General features: G+C 60.4%; 16 protein-coding genes. 9 read left to right on the top strand and 7 right to left on the bottom strand.

Translation table 11 applies throughout. From position 1 onward, the window contains the following. Nucleotides 1-32: 32 nt before the first annotated feature. The 5 genes from KGB25_RS12710 to KGB25_RS12695 all read left to right on the top strand — a co-directional run bounded on the left by KGB25_RS12710 (nucleotide 33) and on the right by KGB25_RS12695 (nucleotide 3,557). Nucleotides 33-389, top strand: coding sequence for a 4a-hydroxytetrahydrobiopterin dehydratase (locus tag KGB25_RS12710; RefSeq protein ID WP_008030478.1), 357 nt, complete (start codon nucleotides 33-35; stop codon nucleotides 387-389). Then, nucleotides 389-1,582, top strand: coding sequence for an amino acid aminotransferase (locus tag KGB25_RS12705; protein WP_225609762.1), 1,194 nt, complete (start codon nucleotides 389-391; stop codon nucleotides 1,580-1,582). The genes KGB25_RS12710 and KGB25_RS12705 overlap by 1 nt, the downstream gene beginning before the upstream one ends. Nucleotides 1,583-1,861: 279 nt before the next feature. Then, complete coding sequence (locus KGB25_RS30395) at nucleotides 1,862-1,993, top strand: hypothetical protein (protein ID WP_008030474.1); 132 nt, start codon at nucleotides 1,862-1,864, stop codon at nucleotides 1,991-1,993. Nucleotides 1,994-2,070: 77 nt separating this feature from the next. Next, nucleotides 2,071-2,253 carry a hypothetical protein gene (locus tag KGB25_RS12700; RefSeq protein ID WP_207285383.1) on the top strand — a complete coding sequence of 61 codons (183 nt, stop codon included), beginning with the start codon at nucleotides 2,071-2,073 and terminating at the stop codon, nucleotides 2,251-2,253. Nucleotides 2,254-2,357: 104 nt separating this feature from the next. Continuing rightward, nucleotides 2,358-3,557: an MFS transporter gene (locus tag KGB25_RS12695; protein ID WP_192226000.1), complete on the top strand. Its 1,200-nt coding sequence runs from the start codon at nucleotides 2,358-2,360 to the stop codon at nucleotides 3,555-3,557. On the opposite strand, the gene arfB is transcribed toward KGB25_RS12695, so the two are convergent. From arfB to KGB25_RS12660, 7 genes are all read right to left on the bottom strand, one after another. Continuing rightward, the gene (arfB, locus tag KGB25_RS12690) at nucleotides 3,554-3,967 is read right to left on the bottom strand and encodes an alternative ribosome rescue aminoacyl-tRNA hydrolase ArfB (protein WP_003222786.1); all 414 of its coding nucleotides are present in this window, start codon (nucleotides 3,965-3,967) and stop codon (nucleotides 3,554-3,556) included. The genes KGB25_RS12695 and arfB overlap by 4 nt on opposite strands. Nucleotides 3,968-4,179: 212 nt before the next feature. Then, complete coding sequence (locus KGB25_RS12685) at nucleotides 4,180-5,592, bottom strand: amino acid permease (protein ID WP_008042687.1); 1,413 nt, start codon at nucleotides 5,590-5,592, stop codon at nucleotides 4,180-4,182. A gap of 853 nt (nucleotides 5,593-6,445) precedes the next feature. Then, nucleotides 6,446-7,699 carry a 23S rRNA pseudouridine(2605) synthase RluB gene (rluB, locus tag KGB25_RS12680; RefSeq protein ID WP_008030465.1) on the bottom strand — a complete coding sequence of 418 codons (1,254 nt, stop codon included), beginning with the start codon at nucleotides 7,697-7,699 and terminating at the stop codon, nucleotides 6,446-6,448. Between the two features lie 351 nt (nucleotides 7,700-8,050). Then, entirely contained in the window at nucleotides 8,051-9,031 is a 981-nt protein-coding gene (scpB, locus tag KGB25_RS12675) for an SMC-Scp complex subunit ScpB (protein ID WP_223435086.1), read from the bottom strand. Nucleotides 9,032-9,042: 11 nt separating this feature from the next. Further along, entirely contained in the window at nucleotides 9,043-9,801 is a 759-nt protein-coding gene (locus KGB25_RS12670) for a segregation and condensation protein A (RefSeq protein ID WP_404943248.1), read from the bottom strand. A 63-nt stretch (nucleotides 9,802-9,864) separates the two neighbouring features. Beyond that, nucleotides 9,865-10,494, bottom strand: a complete 630-nt coding sequence (locus tag KGB25_RS12665; protein ID WP_032832737.1) for an L-threonylcarbamoyladenylate synthase — start codon at nucleotides 10,492-10,494, stop codon at nucleotides 9,865-9,867. Nucleotides 10,495-10,507: 13 nt separating this feature from the next. Continuing rightward, the gene (locus tag KGB25_RS12660) at nucleotides 10,508-11,371 is read right to left on the bottom strand and encodes a PHP domain-containing protein (protein WP_008030458.1); all 864 of its coding nucleotides are present in this window, start codon (nucleotides 11,369-11,371) and stop codon (nucleotides 10,508-10,510) included. Nucleotides 11,372-11,458: 87 nt separating this feature from the next. Here KGB25_RS12660 and KGB25_RS12655 point away from each other — a divergent pair, with 87 nt between their 5' ends. From KGB25_RS12655 to KGB25_RS12640, 4 genes are all read left to right on the top strand, one after another. Continuing rightward, nucleotides 11,459-12,055: a septation protein A gene (locus KGB25_RS12655; RefSeq protein ID WP_008042693.1), complete on the top strand. Its 597-nt coding sequence runs from the start codon at nucleotides 11,459-11,461 to the stop codon at nucleotides 12,053-12,055. Between the two features lies 1 nt (nucleotide 12,056). Continuing rightward, a complete protein-coding gene (locus tag KGB25_RS12650) occupies nucleotides 12,057-12,356 on the top strand; it encodes a YciI family protein (RefSeq protein ID WP_007984134.1) in 300 nt (99 codons plus the stop codon). A gap of 109 nt (nucleotides 12,357-12,465) precedes the next feature. After that, on the top strand, nucleotides 12,466-12,879 hold the full coding sequence (locus tag KGB25_RS12645; protein ID WP_008042694.1) for a hypothetical protein: 414 nt from the start codon (nucleotides 12,466-12,468) through the stop codon (nucleotides 12,877-12,879). Nucleotides 12,880-12,886: 7 nt separating this feature from the next. After that, on the top strand, nucleotides 12,887-13,564 hold the full coding sequence (locus KGB25_RS12640) for a response regulator transcription factor (protein ID WP_008030451.1): 678 nt from the start codon (nucleotides 12,887-12,889) through the stop codon (nucleotides 13,562-13,564). Nucleotides 13,565-13,658: the final 94 nt, after the last annotated feature.

The following is a 13,658-nucleotide window of genomic DNA, read 5'->3' as shown; positions in this document are numbered from 1 at the left end:
GATTTCCAATCATTCGAATTCAGGAACACATCATGTCCACATTGAACCAAGCCCATTGCGAAGCCTGCCGCGCCGACGCCCCTCAGGTCAGCGACGAAGAGCTGCCGGTACTGATCAAGCAAATCCCGGACTGGAACATCGAAGTCCGCGACAGCGTCATGCAGCTGGAAAAGGTTTTCCTGTTCAAGAACTTCAAGCACGCGCTGGCGTTCACCAACGCCGTCGGTGAAATCTCCGAGGCTGAAGGTCACCACCCGGGCCTGCTGACCGAATGGGGCAAAGTCACCGTGACCTGGTGGAGCCACTCCATCAAAGGCCTGCACCGCAACGATTTCATCATGGCCGCGCGCACTGACGAAGTGGCCAAGGACGCCGAGGGCCGCAAATAATGCATTTCGACGCCATAGGTCGAGTACCCGGCGACCCGATTCTCGGCCTAATGGAGGCCTATGCGCAGGACCCCAACCCGCGCAAATTCGACCTTGGCGTGGGCGTCTATAAAGACGCCTTTGGCCTGACGCCGATTCCCCAGGCCGTGAAGATTGCGGAGCAGCGCCTGGTGGATCGCCAGACCACCAAGACCTACATCGGCGGTCACGGCGAACCGGCGTTCGGCAAAGCCATCAACGAGTTGGTGCTCGGCGCCGATTCTGCGCTGATCGCCGAACAACGGGCCGGCGCCACCCAGACGCCGGGCGGCACCGGTGCGCTGCGCTTGAGCGCGGACTTCATCGCCCAGTGCCTGCCGGGTCGTGGCGTGTGGTTGAGCAACCCGACCTGGCCGATTCACGAAACCATTTTCGCCACGGCCGGGGTCAAGGTTAATCACTACCCTTATGTCGGCAGCGACAACCGCCTCGATGTTGAAGCGATGCTGGCAGCACTCAACGAAGCCCCTGAGGGCGATGTGGTTTTGCTGCACGCTTGCTGCCACAACCCGACCGGTTTCGATCTGTCCCATGACGACTGGCGCCGGGTGCTGGAAGTGGTGCGCAGTCGTAATCTGGTGCCGCTGATCGACTTCGCCTATCAGGGTTTCGGCGACGGACTGGAGCAGGATGCGTGGTCGACCCGGTTGTTCGCTGCTGAACTGCCGGAAGTGTTGATCACCAGCTCCTGCTCGAAGAACTTCGGCCTGTACCGCGACCGCACGGGTGCGCTGATTGTCTGCGCGAAGACGGCTGACAAACTGGTGGATATCCGCAGCCAACTGGCCAACATCGCCCGTAACCTGTGGTCGACTCCACCGGATCACGGCGCCGCCGTCGTGGCAACGATCCTCGGCGATCCAGAGCTGAAAAGCCTCTGGGCCGACGAAGTGGAAGCCATGCGTTTGCGTATCGCCCAACTGCGCAGCGGTCTGGTCGAGGCGCTGGAGCCTCATGGCTTGCGCGAGCGCTTTGCGCACATTGGTGTGCAACGCGGCATGTTTTCCTACACCGGATTGACGCCTGACCAGGTTAAACAGCTGCGTGATCATCACAGCGTTTACATGGTCGGTACCGGCCGGGCAAACGTGGCGGGGATTGATGCGACGCGTCTTGATCTGCTGGCCGAAGCCATCGCCAAAGTCTGCAAGTAATCTCAAGAACTCTGTAGTTCCCTTGTGGGAGCGAGCCTGCTCGCGATAGCGGTGTATCAGTCGACATAGACGTTGACTGACACTCCGCTATCGCGAGCAGGCTCGCTCCCACATTTGTTTTGCGGTGTGCCCTCTTCCACACCTGTCTAGACAAGCCCATCCGTCGTAACAATTGGATATAAAAGTCTGATTGTCATTTCTCCTGCTGTATCCTGCCCAGGCTTTGTAAAAGCGCGGATCTACCAGATCTATCAACAGACTTTGCGAGGAGCGCGAAACATGCACGAGATCCCTAATCTCCCCTTCCCAAGCCTGCACGAAACTGAGCAGACACCCACGCAGCAAGCCGGCGCCCAACAGCCCGAGCCGAAAGAAGCCACTGAACGCCGCCAGGCCGACAGCGAAGACTGAAACACCCGCAATGCCAGACCGTGTGGAAAGCGCTAACATGCGCTTTCCACACCGCCTGAACCCTTGAGTTGCACACCATGACCGATGACTTTAGCGAGACCCAGGCCAGCGTTCTGATCGGCACCGCCGAGAAGATGATCGAGATCTGGAATCGCCTCCCCCCCGAGAAACAAGCGGCATTGCTCGCCCGTTTCGGCAGCGAAGAAAATGCCCTGGCCGCCCTGGTCACGACACAACTGGTCGCCCCCGCCAAACCCTGATTCACCCCCCACCCGGCAAATAGTTTTACTTTTCCACGCCCGCGGCCTCTCACGCCGCTATCATAAGCAGCCTATCTATCCTGCTTTCCCGTGGACCTTTACCCATGTCTGAAAACCAGCGCCCCCTGGCGGTCACGCTGCAAGTCGTTTCCATCGTCCTGTTCACTTTTATCGGCTACCTCAACATCGGCATTCCCCTGGCCGTATTGCCCGGCTACGTCCACAGCGATCTGGGTTTCGGTGCCGTAGTCGCCGGCCTGGTGATCAGCGTGCAATACCTGGCCACCCTGCTCAGCCGTCCATACGCCGGGAAAATCATTGATAACAAGGGCAGCAAACTGGCGGTCATGTATGGCCTCGCCGGTTGCGGCCTGAGCGGCGTATTCATGCTGATTTCGGCCTGGACCCAAAGCCTGCCGATGCTGAGCCTGATCAGCCTGTTGATCGGCCGCCTGGTGCTTGGCAGCGCGGAAAGCCTGGTGGGCTCGGGCTCGATCGGCTGGGGCATCGGCCGGGTCGGCGCGGCGAACACCGCCAAAGTAATCTCGTGGAACGGCATCGCCAGTTATGGCGCACTCGCCGTCGGCGCACCGCTTGGCGTGTTGCTGGTCAGTCAGTTGGGCTTGTGGAGCATGGGCGTGAGCATCGTGTTGCTGGCCGTGCTGGGCCTGGCGCTGGCCTGGCCGAAAACCGCCGCGCCCATCGTGGCCGGGGAACGATTGCCGTTCATGCATGTGCTGGGTCGAGTGCTGCCGCACGGTTGCGGCCTGGCGCTGGGTTCGATCGGCTTCGGCACCATCGCCACCTTCATCACCCTGTATTACGCCACGCAACATTGGGACAACGCGGTGTTGTGCCTGAGCCTGTTTGGCGCGAGCTTCATCGGCGCGCGGCTGTTGTTCGGCAACCTGATCAACCGCCTCGGTGGTTTTCGCGTGGCGATTGCCTGTCTGTCGGTGGAAACCCTCGGGCTGTTGCTGCTGTGGCTGGCACCGGATGCTCATTGGGCCTTGGCCGGCGCGGCGCTGAGCGGTTTCGGTTTTTCCCTGGTGTTCCCGGCGCTGGGCGTGGAAGCGGTCAATCTGGTGCCAGCGTCCAGCCGTGGCGCTGCGGTTGGCGCGTATTCGCTGTTCATCGATTTGTCGCTGGGGATTACCGGACCGTTGGCGGGCGCGATTGCCGCCGGATTTGGTTTTGCTTCGATCTTCCTGTTCGCCGCAATCGCCGCTTTGAGCGGTTTGGCACTGAGCGTTTACCTGTACAGGCAAGCGCCCAAATATCGTGAAGAGCGAGACGCCCGCTAGAAATCGACCTTGCCGCGCCCGGCCTTGATGCTGCCGCGCTTGGTCTTGGATTCGAGCCGACGCTTCTTCGAGCCGAGGGTCGGCTTGGTCGGACGGCGTTTCTTTTCGACCTTGGTGGCGCTGAGGATCAACTCGGTCAGCCGCTCCAGCGCATCGGCGCGATTGGCCTCCTGCGTGCGGTATTGCTGGGCCTTGATGATCAACACGCCGTCGCTGGTGATGCGGCTGTCACGCAGCGCCAGCAGCCGCTCCTTGTAGAACTCGGGCAAGGACGAGGCCGGAATGTCGAAGCGCAAGTGCACGGCGCTGGAGACCTTGTTGACGTTCTGCCCACCGGCGCCCTGGGCGCGGATGGCCGTCAATTCGATCTCGGCATCCGGCAGATGCACGTTGTTGGAAATCACCAGCATGGAAAAGCGTCCGTATTCAGAGTGCGCAGGATACCTTGATTAGCACCGTCCCTGTGGGAGCCAGCCTGCTGGCGATGAGGCCGTGTCAGTCGACATCATCATTGCCTGACCTGCCGCTATCGCGAGCAGGCTCGCTCCCACAGGTGTTTTGTGTGTACCCCAGAAACAACAAACCCGGCACATGGCCGGGTTTGTTGTGTCTGCACGCTGCGTTATTTCACTGCAGCCTGCAACGTTTGTTGAGCACTGCGCTTGTTCTTGATGCCGTAGCAAATCCACATGAACACGACCCACACCGGAATCGCGTACACCGAAACCTGAATGCCCGGGATCAACAGCATCACGCCAAGGATGAACACCACGAACGCCAGGCAGATGTAGTTTCCGTACGGATACCACAGGGCCTTGAACAGCGGCGTCTGCTTGGTCTTGTTCATGTGCTGGCGGAACTTGAAGTGCGAATAGCTGATCATCGCCCAGTTGATCACCAACGTGGCCACCACCAGCGACATCAACAGTTCCAGCGCGTTTTGCGGGATCAGGTAGTTCAACAGCACCGCAATCAGCGTCACTGCCGCCGAAGCGAGGATCGAACGCACCGGCACGCCGCGCTTGTCGATCTTCGCCAGGGCTTTCGGCGCATCGCCCTGCTCGGCCATGCCCAGCAGCATGCGGCTGTTGCAGTAGGTGCCGCTGTTGTACACCGACAACGCCGCGGTCAGCACCACGAAGTTGAGGATGTGCGCGGCGGTGTTGCTGCCGAGCATCGAGAACACTTGCACGAACGGGCTGCCGCTATAGGAATCGCCGGAGGCGTTCAGGGTCGCCAGCAGGCTGTCCCATGGCGTCAACGACAGCAGGATGACCAGTGCGCCGATGTAGAAAATCAGGATCCGGTAGATCACCTGGTTGATCGCTTTCGGGATCACGGTTTTCGGTTTGTCCGCTTCTGCTGCGGTGAAGCCGAGCATTTCCAGGCCGCCGAAGCTGAACATGATGATCGCCATGGCCATCACCAGACCACTGACGCCATTCGGGAAGAAACCACCGTGGGACCACAGGTTGGTCACCGACGCTTCCGGTCCGCCGTGCCCGCTGACCAGCAGATAGCTGCCCAGGGCAATCATGCCGACGATCGCCACGACCTTGATGATCGCGAACCAGAACTCCGCCTCGCCAAAGACTTTGACGTTGGCCAGGTTAATGAGGTTGATCAGCACGAAGAACCCGGCTGCCGAGACCCAGGTCGGGATGTCCGGTGCCCAGTAGTGGATGTATTTGCCGACGGCGGTCAGCTCCGACATGCCCACCAGAATGTACAGGATCCAGCAGTTCCAGCCCGACAGGAAACCGGCGAAACCACCCCAGTATTTGTGCGCGAAGTGGCTGAAGGAACCAGCCACCGGCTCTTCGACGATCATTTCGCCGAGCTGGCGCATGATCATGAAGGCAATGAAGCCGCAGATGGCGTAGCCGAGGATCATCGACGGGCCGGCGGATTTCAGTACACCGGCCGAGCCGAGGAACAGGCCGGTACCAATCGCGCCACCGAGGGCGATCAGTTGAATATGACGATTCTTCAGGCCGCGTTTCAGCTCGCCTGAATGCGAGTTTTGTCCACTCATGAAAAGGGTCTCACGCAAGGTTTGATGATGTTCAATAGACGTTGCTGCTCGGTTGCGACTTTAAGCAGCGCCGATCAAACCCCAGCGCAGGCACCAGGAGTTCAGCGTATTTACAACGGTCATGCGTCACCTGTTTGTTTTTATCTGTGACGAAATCGAACCCGACACGCTCGTGACGCGGCGGAGTGAACAAGGCGGATAGCCTTGAGGTTTGCGCAGGTGCGCAGGAGGTCACAGGTAAAACGCGGCGCATTGTACACCGCTAACCCCCTGCTGCCAGACACCGCTGGATCAGCGCGTCGGTTGCCGGGATTGCCTGTGTCCGCCCCGAGTGTTTCGGGCGGCTGCAAAAAGAGAGTCAGACCTTTGCGGGTCGTCGGCGTGAGCGATAGGAAAACCGCCCCACGGGGAGAGATGGAGATGAGTCACGGCGTACATTGCGCCTCCTTTTTGTTATGCACCTGCACGACAGGCATGGGGCGCATGACACCCTTCTGGAGCCGCTGAAACAAGCGGGCCAGAGAGCTGAAAAAGGTCTAAAGGCTCATAGAGCGGAAGAAATTTCTTACGGTTATCGTCGGAGGGTGGTTTCGCGAGGCCAATCGGCAGAAATCGTCAGGTTTTCTTTACGAGGCGTAACACCTATTTTCCACGCTGACTTTGGCAGTGCTCCCACTGACGCCTTCGCGGGCAAGCCTCGCTCCTACAGGTATCGCGGCTCGCGGAAACGGCACCGAACCTGTAGGAGCGAGGCTTGCCCGCGAAGACGGATTCACAGACAACTCACCACTTAAGTCAGGGCCAAAAAAAACGCCAACCCGAAGGTTGGCGTTTTTCATCTGCCGCTCAGCCCTTACTCAGGCTTGCGACGACCGAAGCCCGGACGCTGGCCCGAACCGGCTGGCGCGCCGCGGCGCTTGCCCGATGGTTTGTCACCCTCGACCAGCTTGATCCCCGGACGTTTTGGCGCTGGCTTGGCCGGGCGCTTGGTGTCCGATGGACGATCCGCCACTGGCGTACCGCGACCTGACTCACCACGACCCGCAGGGGCACCGCGGCCTTCGCCACGCTCAGTGCGACCGTTGGCCGGACGCGGCGTGCGTGGACCACGCTCGCCGTCGGCGCGTGGCGCTGCTGGCTTGCGGGCCGGGCGCTCGCCTTCGATATGCGGTTCACGGGTATCGCGCGGTGTAGCAGCGGACTGGTTACCGATGGCAGGACGCAACGAACGCACGCGCTCGGTCTTGCCCATCGGACGCGACGATTTACGCTGCATACGGTCGAGCTTGTCTTTGCTCTTGGCGTTCATCTGCGGCATGGCCACAGGCGTCAGACCCACTTCCGCACTCAGAATGTCGACTTCGTACTGGCTCATTTCGCGCCAGCGGCCCATCGGCAGGTCGGAGTTGAGGAACACCGGACCGAAACGCACGCGCTTCAGACGGCTGACCACCAGGCCCTGGGATTCCCACAGACGGCGAACTTCGCGGTTGCGACCTTCCATCACCACGCAGTGGTACCAGTGGTTGAAACCTTCGCCACCTGGCGCTTGCTTGATGTCGGTGAACTTGGCCGGGCCGTCTTCAAGGACGACGCCTGCCTTCAGACGCTCGATCATCTCGTCATCGACTTCGCCACGCACACGTACCGCGTATTCACGGTCCATTTCGTAGGAAGGGTGCATCAGGCGGTTGGCCAGTTCACCGTCGGTGGTGAACATCAGCAGGCCGGTGGTGTTGATGTCCAGACGGCCGATGTTGATCCAGCGACCTTCTTTGGGCCGTGGCATCTTGTCGAACACGGTCGGACGGCCTTCCGGGTCAAGGCGGGTGCAGATTTCACCGTCGGGCTTGTTGTACATGATCACGCGGCGTACCGACTCGGCGGCTTCTTCGCGCTTGATCACCTTGCCATCGATGGTGATGGCGTCGTGCATGTCGACGCGCTGCCCGAGGGTGGCGTCTTTGCCGTTGACCTTGATGCGGCCGTGGCTGATCCAGGCTTCTACGTCACGGCGCGAGCCGACGCCGATACGGGCGAGGACTTTCTGCAGTTTCTCGCCTGCTGGGCCGATTTCCTGGTCGTCTTTCTGGTCGTTGATACTCATCTGGGCACCTCCCGGTGTGGTCTGTTCAGGCTTTGCCTGAAGAGTTGAAAGCTTGTACTTGGGCGAAGGGATCGCCGAAGGGTCGCGAATCATACGCTCATGTCGGCGTTTGCGCATCAGAGACTAGCTGATGAATGGCCAGTTACCCGGATTTCCGCCGACCGGTGGTACCGAGGTTGATCAGACGCTGATCTTTGGTTGAACTCATCAAACTCTCCAGCCAACACAAACCCTGTAGGAGCCGGCTTGCCGGCGATGGCGTCCTGTCAGGCACTAAATGTGTCGACTGACCCACCGCTATCGCCGGCAAGCCGGCTCCTACAGGGATTTCATCGTCTGTGAGGTCGGAGGTCAGTCTTCGAACTCGCGGCGTTCGGCTTCGATGGCTTCGGCGAGGGCCCGGGCTTCGGCTTCTTCGTCGGACAACTCGGGTTCGGGCTCGGGTTTCGGCTGTTCGAGCGCGGCGACGGCGGCCAGGAGCTTTTCGCGCGCCTCAGCCACACCGAGCACATCATCTTCCCGTTCTTCTTCGACGGTGGCTTCTGGTTCGACTTGAAGCTCAGCCTCAATGACCGCTTCCGGCTGCGCCAAAACCTCTTCGGTCACGCTCATCTCGCCATCACGCAAAATGTCATCGAAGTCGGTCTTGAGCCCCTCCTCCATGGTGTCCAGCTCCAGCAACAACGTATGGAAGCTGGTTTCTTCTTTCGGCTCTTCCGGCTCGGCGCTGGCGTCCGCCAGTTCCTGCAAACCGGCTGGCACGGGCGCATCGTCGAAGTCGAGCACCGGGTCAGGCTCCAGCTCGCGCAGTTCTGCGAGCGGCGGCAGATCGTCAAGATTCTTCAGGTTGAAATGATCGAGAAACGCCTTCGTCGTCGCAAACATCGCCGGTTTACCGGGCACGTCGCGATAACCGACGATGCGAATCCACTCCCGTTCCAGCAACGTCTTGACGATGTGACTGTTGACCGCCACGCCCCGCACGTCTTCGATCTCGCCACGGGTGATCGGCTGGCGATAGGCAATCAGGGCCATGGTTTCGAGCATGGCGCGGGAATACCGCTGCGGGCGCTCTTCCCACAAACGCCCGACCCATGGCGAGAATTTTTCGCGGATCTGCAGGCGATAGCCGGAGGCGACTTCCTTCAGCTCGAACGCACGGCCCTCGCAGGACTTGGCCAGGATCGTCAGGGCTTTTTTGAAAACCGGCGGTTCCGGCCGCTCGCCCTCCTCAAAGAGTTCGAACAGGCGTTCAAGCGATTGCGGTTTTCCCGAGGCCAACAGAAAGGCTTCAAGCAGTGGCGCCAGCTCGCGGGGTTCAGTCAGGTTCATGATTCAACTCGTTATTCGGCTCGGGCTCGCACGTGGATCGCCGCGAACGGCTCATTCTGCACCAGCTCGACCAAGGATTCCTTGACCAGTTCGAGGATCGCCATAAAGGTCACCACCACCCCCAGGCGTCCTTCTTCAGCGGTGAACAGCTCGACAAAGGGAACGAAACCGCCCCCCTTGAGCCGCTCCAGCACGTCGCTCATACGCTCGCGCGTGGACAGCGCCTCGCGGCTGACCTGGTGGCTTTCGAACATGTCGCCACGGCGCAGCACCTCGGCCATGGACATCAACAACTCGGACAGACTCACATCCGGCAACAGCTTGCGCGCCCGTGCTTCCGGGGCATCCAGCTTGGGCACCACCACATCACGACCGACGCGGCTCAGGCCGTCGATGCCTTCGGCGGCTGCCTTGAAGCGCTCGTATTCCTGCAAGCGACGGATCAGTTCGGCGCGCGGATCGTCTTCTTCGTCTTCGATGGTTTCGGCGCGAGGCAACAGCATCCGCGATTTGATTTCGGCCAGCATCGCGGCCATCACCAGGTACTCGGCGGCCAGTTCCAGGCGCACCGACTGCATCAATTCGACATAGCCCATGTACTGGCGGGTGATTTCCGCCACCGGGATGTCGAGGATGTTGATGTTCTGTTTGCGGATCAGGTACAGCAGCAGGTCGAGGGGGCCTTCGAAGGCTTCGAGAAAAACCTCGAGCGCATCCGGCGGAATGTACAGGTCCAGCGGCATTTCCAGCACCGCCTGGCCATAGACCATGGCGAAAGGCAGTTCTTGCTGGGCGCCGGCCTGACTGTCGATAACGGGTTCTACTGCAGACATTTACGCCTCGGCCATGAACGGCGTCGGGTCGCCGCAACCGACGCGGATCACTTCCGGCTCGCCATCGGCGAGGTTGATCACTGTGGACGCCTTGATCCCACCGAAACCGCCGTCGATGATCAGGTCCACTTGATGCTCGAGCAATTGGCGCATTTCGTAAGGATCGCTCAGCGGGTCGGTGTCGCCCGGCATGATCAGCGTCACGCTCATCAGCGGTTCGCCGAGTTCTTCCAGCAGCGCCAGGGCAATCGGATGGCTTGGCACACGCAGGCCGATGGTGCGCTTTTTCGGGTGCAACAACAGCCGCGGGACTTCACGGGTGGCGTTGAGAATGAAGGTGTAAGGCCCCGGCAGGTGCGCCTTGAGCACGCGGAAGGTGCCGGTGTCGATCTTGGCGAACAGCCCGAGTTGCGACAGGTCGCAGCAAATCAGCGCGAAGTTGTGCTTCTCGTCCAGTTGACGCAACCGGCGCACGCGCTCCACGGCATTCTTGTCGCCGATCTGGCAACCAATGGCGTAGGAAGAGTCTGTGGGATAAATCACCACCCCGCCGTTGCGGATGATCTCGACAGCCTGTTTGATCAGGCGCGCTTGCGGGTTTTCCGGATGTATCTGGAAAAATTGACTCACATTCTCTACCTGTTCAGACGGCGGCAATAATTGGGTCATGTTTGAATCGACACCACAGTGGTGGCAGATCCTCCGGGAGCGGGCGGTATTCACCGATCTCGGACCAGCCTCCAGGGCCATGAAAATCACTGCCAGCGCTGACCAGCAGACCGAACTCGCGGGCGAGAATCGCCAGGCTGCCCACTTGCTCGGCGGGCTGATGGCCATTGACCACTTCGATAGCGTGGCCCCCAGCTTGAATATAGTCAGAAATCAGGCGGCGACGCTTGCTGCGAGTGAAATCGTAGTGCCAGGGATGCGCCAGGCTCACCCAGGCTTTGGCGGCGCGCAGGGTTTCGACGGTTTCTTCCAGGGTCGGCCAGTGTTGCTTGACGTCCCCCAGCTTGCCGGCGCCCAGCCATTTGCGGAACGCTTCGGCGCGATCCTTGACGAAACCTTCACGCACCATCCAGTCAGCGAAGTGCGGGCGGGCCGGCGCGTTGCCGCTGTCGCCCAGTTCCTGTTGAATCGCCCGGGCGCCCTCCAGCGCACCCGGCATGCCCTTCAACGCCAGTTTGCGGCTTATTTCTTCGGAACGTAGCCAACGGCCATCGTGCAACTTGGCGATGGCATCGACCAACGGCGCGGCATTGACATCAAATCCGTAGCCCAGCACATGAATGGTTGCGCCGCCCCAGGTGCAGGACAACTCGACGCCGTTGACCAGTTGCATCCCCAGCGCCGTTGCGGCGCTACGGGCCTCATCGAGGCCTTCAAGGGTGTCGTGATCGGTCAAGGCCAGGACTCGCACGCCTTTCTCGAACGCACGCGCAACCAGAACCGCAGGCGCCAGGGCGCCATCGGAGGCCGTGCTATGGCAGTGCAAATCAACATTCACAGGGATGTGTAACCTCAAATCAGCCGGCGCTATCGCGCGCCCATATGTTTGTTATTATGCCGCCACATCCTGCTTCTGGCTGCCACTGTGAAACAATTCATCGATTTCATCCCGCTCCTGCTGTTTTTCATCGTATTCAAAATCGATCCACGGGTCGTCGACATCGCCGGTCATCCAGTGACTGTAGGCGGTATTTACAGCGCCACGGCAATGCTGATCATCAGCTCCCTGGTGGTGTACGGCACGCTCTTCATCAAGCAGCGCAAGCTGGAAAAAAGCCAATGGCTGACGCTTATCGCGTGCCTGGTCTTCGGTAGCCTGACACTGGCGTTCCACAGCGAGACCTTCCTGAAATGGAAAGCCCCGGTGGTCAACTGGCTGTTTGCCCTGGCGTTCATCGGCAGCCACTTCATCGGTGACCAGCTGCTGATCAAGCGCATCATGGGCCACGCACTGACCCTGCCGGACCAGGTCTGGACTCGCCTGAACATCGCCTGGATCGCATTTTTCCTGTTCTGCGGTGCCGCCAACCTGTTTGTCGCGTTCACGTTTCAGGAATACTGGGTCGACTTCAAAGTCTTCGGCAGCCTGGGCATGACGCTGTTGTTCCTGGTCGCTCAGGGTATTTACCTGTCCCGCCACCTGCACGACGCCGATACCACCACGCCAAAAACCGAGGACTGACATGCTTTACGCAATCATTGCCACAGACGTCGCCAATTCCCTGGAAGCCCGCCTGGCCGCACGGCCTGCACACCTTGAGCGCCTGCAAGTGCTCAAAGGTGAAGGTCGTATCGTATTGGCCGGCCCACACCCGGCAGTCGACAGCAATGACCCGGGCGCTGCGGGTTTCACCGGCAGCCTGATCGTCGCCGAATTCGATTCCCTGAGCGCCGCCCAGGCTTGGGCCGACGCCGACCCGTACATCGCTGCAGGCGTCTACGCCAACGTTTTGGTCAAGCCGTTCAAGCAAGTCCTCCCGTAAAATCCCCCCGTGCGATGAACCTTCCCGGTTCATCGCGCTCTCAATCGCTCATTATTCTCGTTTGCCTGCCGACAACCTGCCCAATAATCGATTGGATTCAGGAGCTCCGATGCGCAAAGGTCCGTTGTGTCTGATGTTGGTCACGTTGTCGATCGTGGCGCCCGCCCACGGTGAAGAAAGTGCCGCCGGTGGTAGTTCGACGCCTCTGTCCTTGAGCGCCGGGAGCCAGATCAGCGAGTTGCAGCAACGCTTGAAGGTGAGCGAACAGCAACGAGAAGAACTGAGCAAACAACTGCAAAGTGCAGATGCCGAACGCGAAAGCCCTCAGCTGAGCCGGTTGCGCCAGGAGAATCAGCGTCTGAAGCTGCAACTCAAGGAAGCCCAGGCCAGCAGTCCGCTGCCGCGCTTTTTGACAGACCAGCAGCAATGGTTCGTGATCGGCGCAGGAGTTGCGCTATTGGCCCTGCTCTGCGGTATCTTCGCCAGTGGTGCAAGTCGAAAACGTCGACAATGGCTAAATTGAGTGAGTCATGAGCGAGCTGTTATTAATTGATGACGATCAGGAGCTGTGTGAGCTTCTGGTCAGTTGGCTGAGCCAGGAAGGCTTTCATGTCCGGGCTTGCCACGACGGTCAGAGTGCTCGTCGCGCGCTGGCCGAAACGTCCCCGGCGGCGGTGGTGCTGGATGTGATGCTGCCGGACGGCAGCGGCCTGGAACTGCTCAAGCAATTGCGCAGCGACCATCCGGAATTGCCGGTGCTGATGCTCTCGGCCCGCGGCGAACCTCTGGACCGCATCCTGGGCCTGGAACTCGGCGCCGACGATTACCTGGCCAAACCGTGCGATCCACGGGAACTGACCGCCCGCCTGCGCGCCGTCTTGCGCCGCAGTCATCCTGCGGCGGTGTCCAGCCAGCTTGAACTGGGCGATCTGTGTTTCAGCCCGGTGCGCGGCGTGGTCAGCATCGATGAACAGGAATTCACCCTCACCGTCTCCGAAAGCCGCTTGCTCGAAGCCTTGCTCAAGCAGCCGGGCGAGCCGCTGGACAAACAGGAACTGGCGCAGATCGCCCTCGGTCGCAAGCTCACCCTGTACGACCGCAGCCTGGACATGCACGTCAGCAACCTGCGCAAAAAGATCGGTCCCCACCCCGACGGCCGCCCGCGCATCGTCGCCCTGCGCAGCCGTGGCTATTACTACAGCCTCTGATCCCCAGCGATGACCGCGTCGTCTGCATCGCCGGCAAGCCGGCTCCTACAGGGTCGGTGAATACAACCTCCTGTAGGAGCTGGCTTGCCGGCGA

Source organism: Pseudomonas sp. BF-RE-21 (assembly GCF_019947305.1).
Classification (GTDB): Bacteria; Pseudomonadota; Gammaproteobacteria; order Pseudomonadales; family Pseudomonadaceae; genus Aquipseudomonas; species Aquipseudomonas migulae.
This window is presented reverse-complemented; position numbering and strand designations above follow the sequence as displayed.

Coding starts and splice junctions, on each gene's coding strand:
- KGB25_RS12640 (WP_008030451.1), top strand. CDS start 12,887: ATGAGCGAGCTGTTATTAATTGATGACGATCAGGAGCTGTGTGAGCTT.
- KGB25_RS12670 (WP_404943248.1), bottom strand. CDS start 9,801: ATGGTCTATGGCCAGGCGGTGCTGGAAATGCCGCTGGACCTGTACATT.
- KGB25_RS12710 (WP_008030478.1), top strand. CDS start 33: ATGTCCACATTGAACCAAGCCCATTGCGAAGCCTGCCGCGCCGACGCC.
- KGB25_RS12685 (WP_008042687.1), bottom strand. CDS start 5,592: ATGAGTGGACAAAACTCGCATTCAGGCGAGCTGAAACGCGGCCTGAAG.
- KGB25_RS12700 (WP_207285383.1), top strand. CDS start 2,071: ATGACCGATGACTTTAGCGAGACCCAGGCCAGCGTTCTGATCGGCACC.
- KGB25_RS12695 (WP_192226000.1), top strand. CDS start 2,358: ATGTCTGAAAACCAGCGCCCCCTGGCGGTCACGCTGCAAGTCGTTTCC.
- KGB25_RS12650 (WP_007984134.1), top strand. CDS start 12,057: ATGCTTTACGCAATCATTGCCACAGACGTCGCCAATTCCCTGGAAGCC.
- rluB (WP_008030465.1), bottom strand. CDS start 7,699: ATGAGTATCAACGACCAGAAAGACGACCAGGAAATCGGCCCAGCAGGC.
- KGB25_RS30395 (WP_008030474.1), top strand. CDS start 1,862: ATGCACGAGATCCCTAATCTCCCCTTCCCAAGCCTGCACGAAACTGAG.
- scpB (WP_223435086.1), bottom strand. CDS start 9,031: ATGAACCTGACTGAACCCCGCGAGCTGGCGCCACTGCTTGAAGCCTTT.
- KGB25_RS12645 (WP_008042694.1), top strand. CDS start 12,466: ATGCGCAAAGGTCCGTTGTGTCTGATGTTGGTCACGTTGTCGATCGTG.
- KGB25_RS12705 (WP_225609762.1), top strand. CDS start 389: ATGCATTTCGACGCCATAGGTCGAGTACCCGGCGACCCGATTCTCGGC.
- arfB (WP_003222786.1), bottom strand. CDS start 3,967: ATGCTGGTGATTTCCAACAACGTGCATCTGCCGGATGCCGAGATCGAA.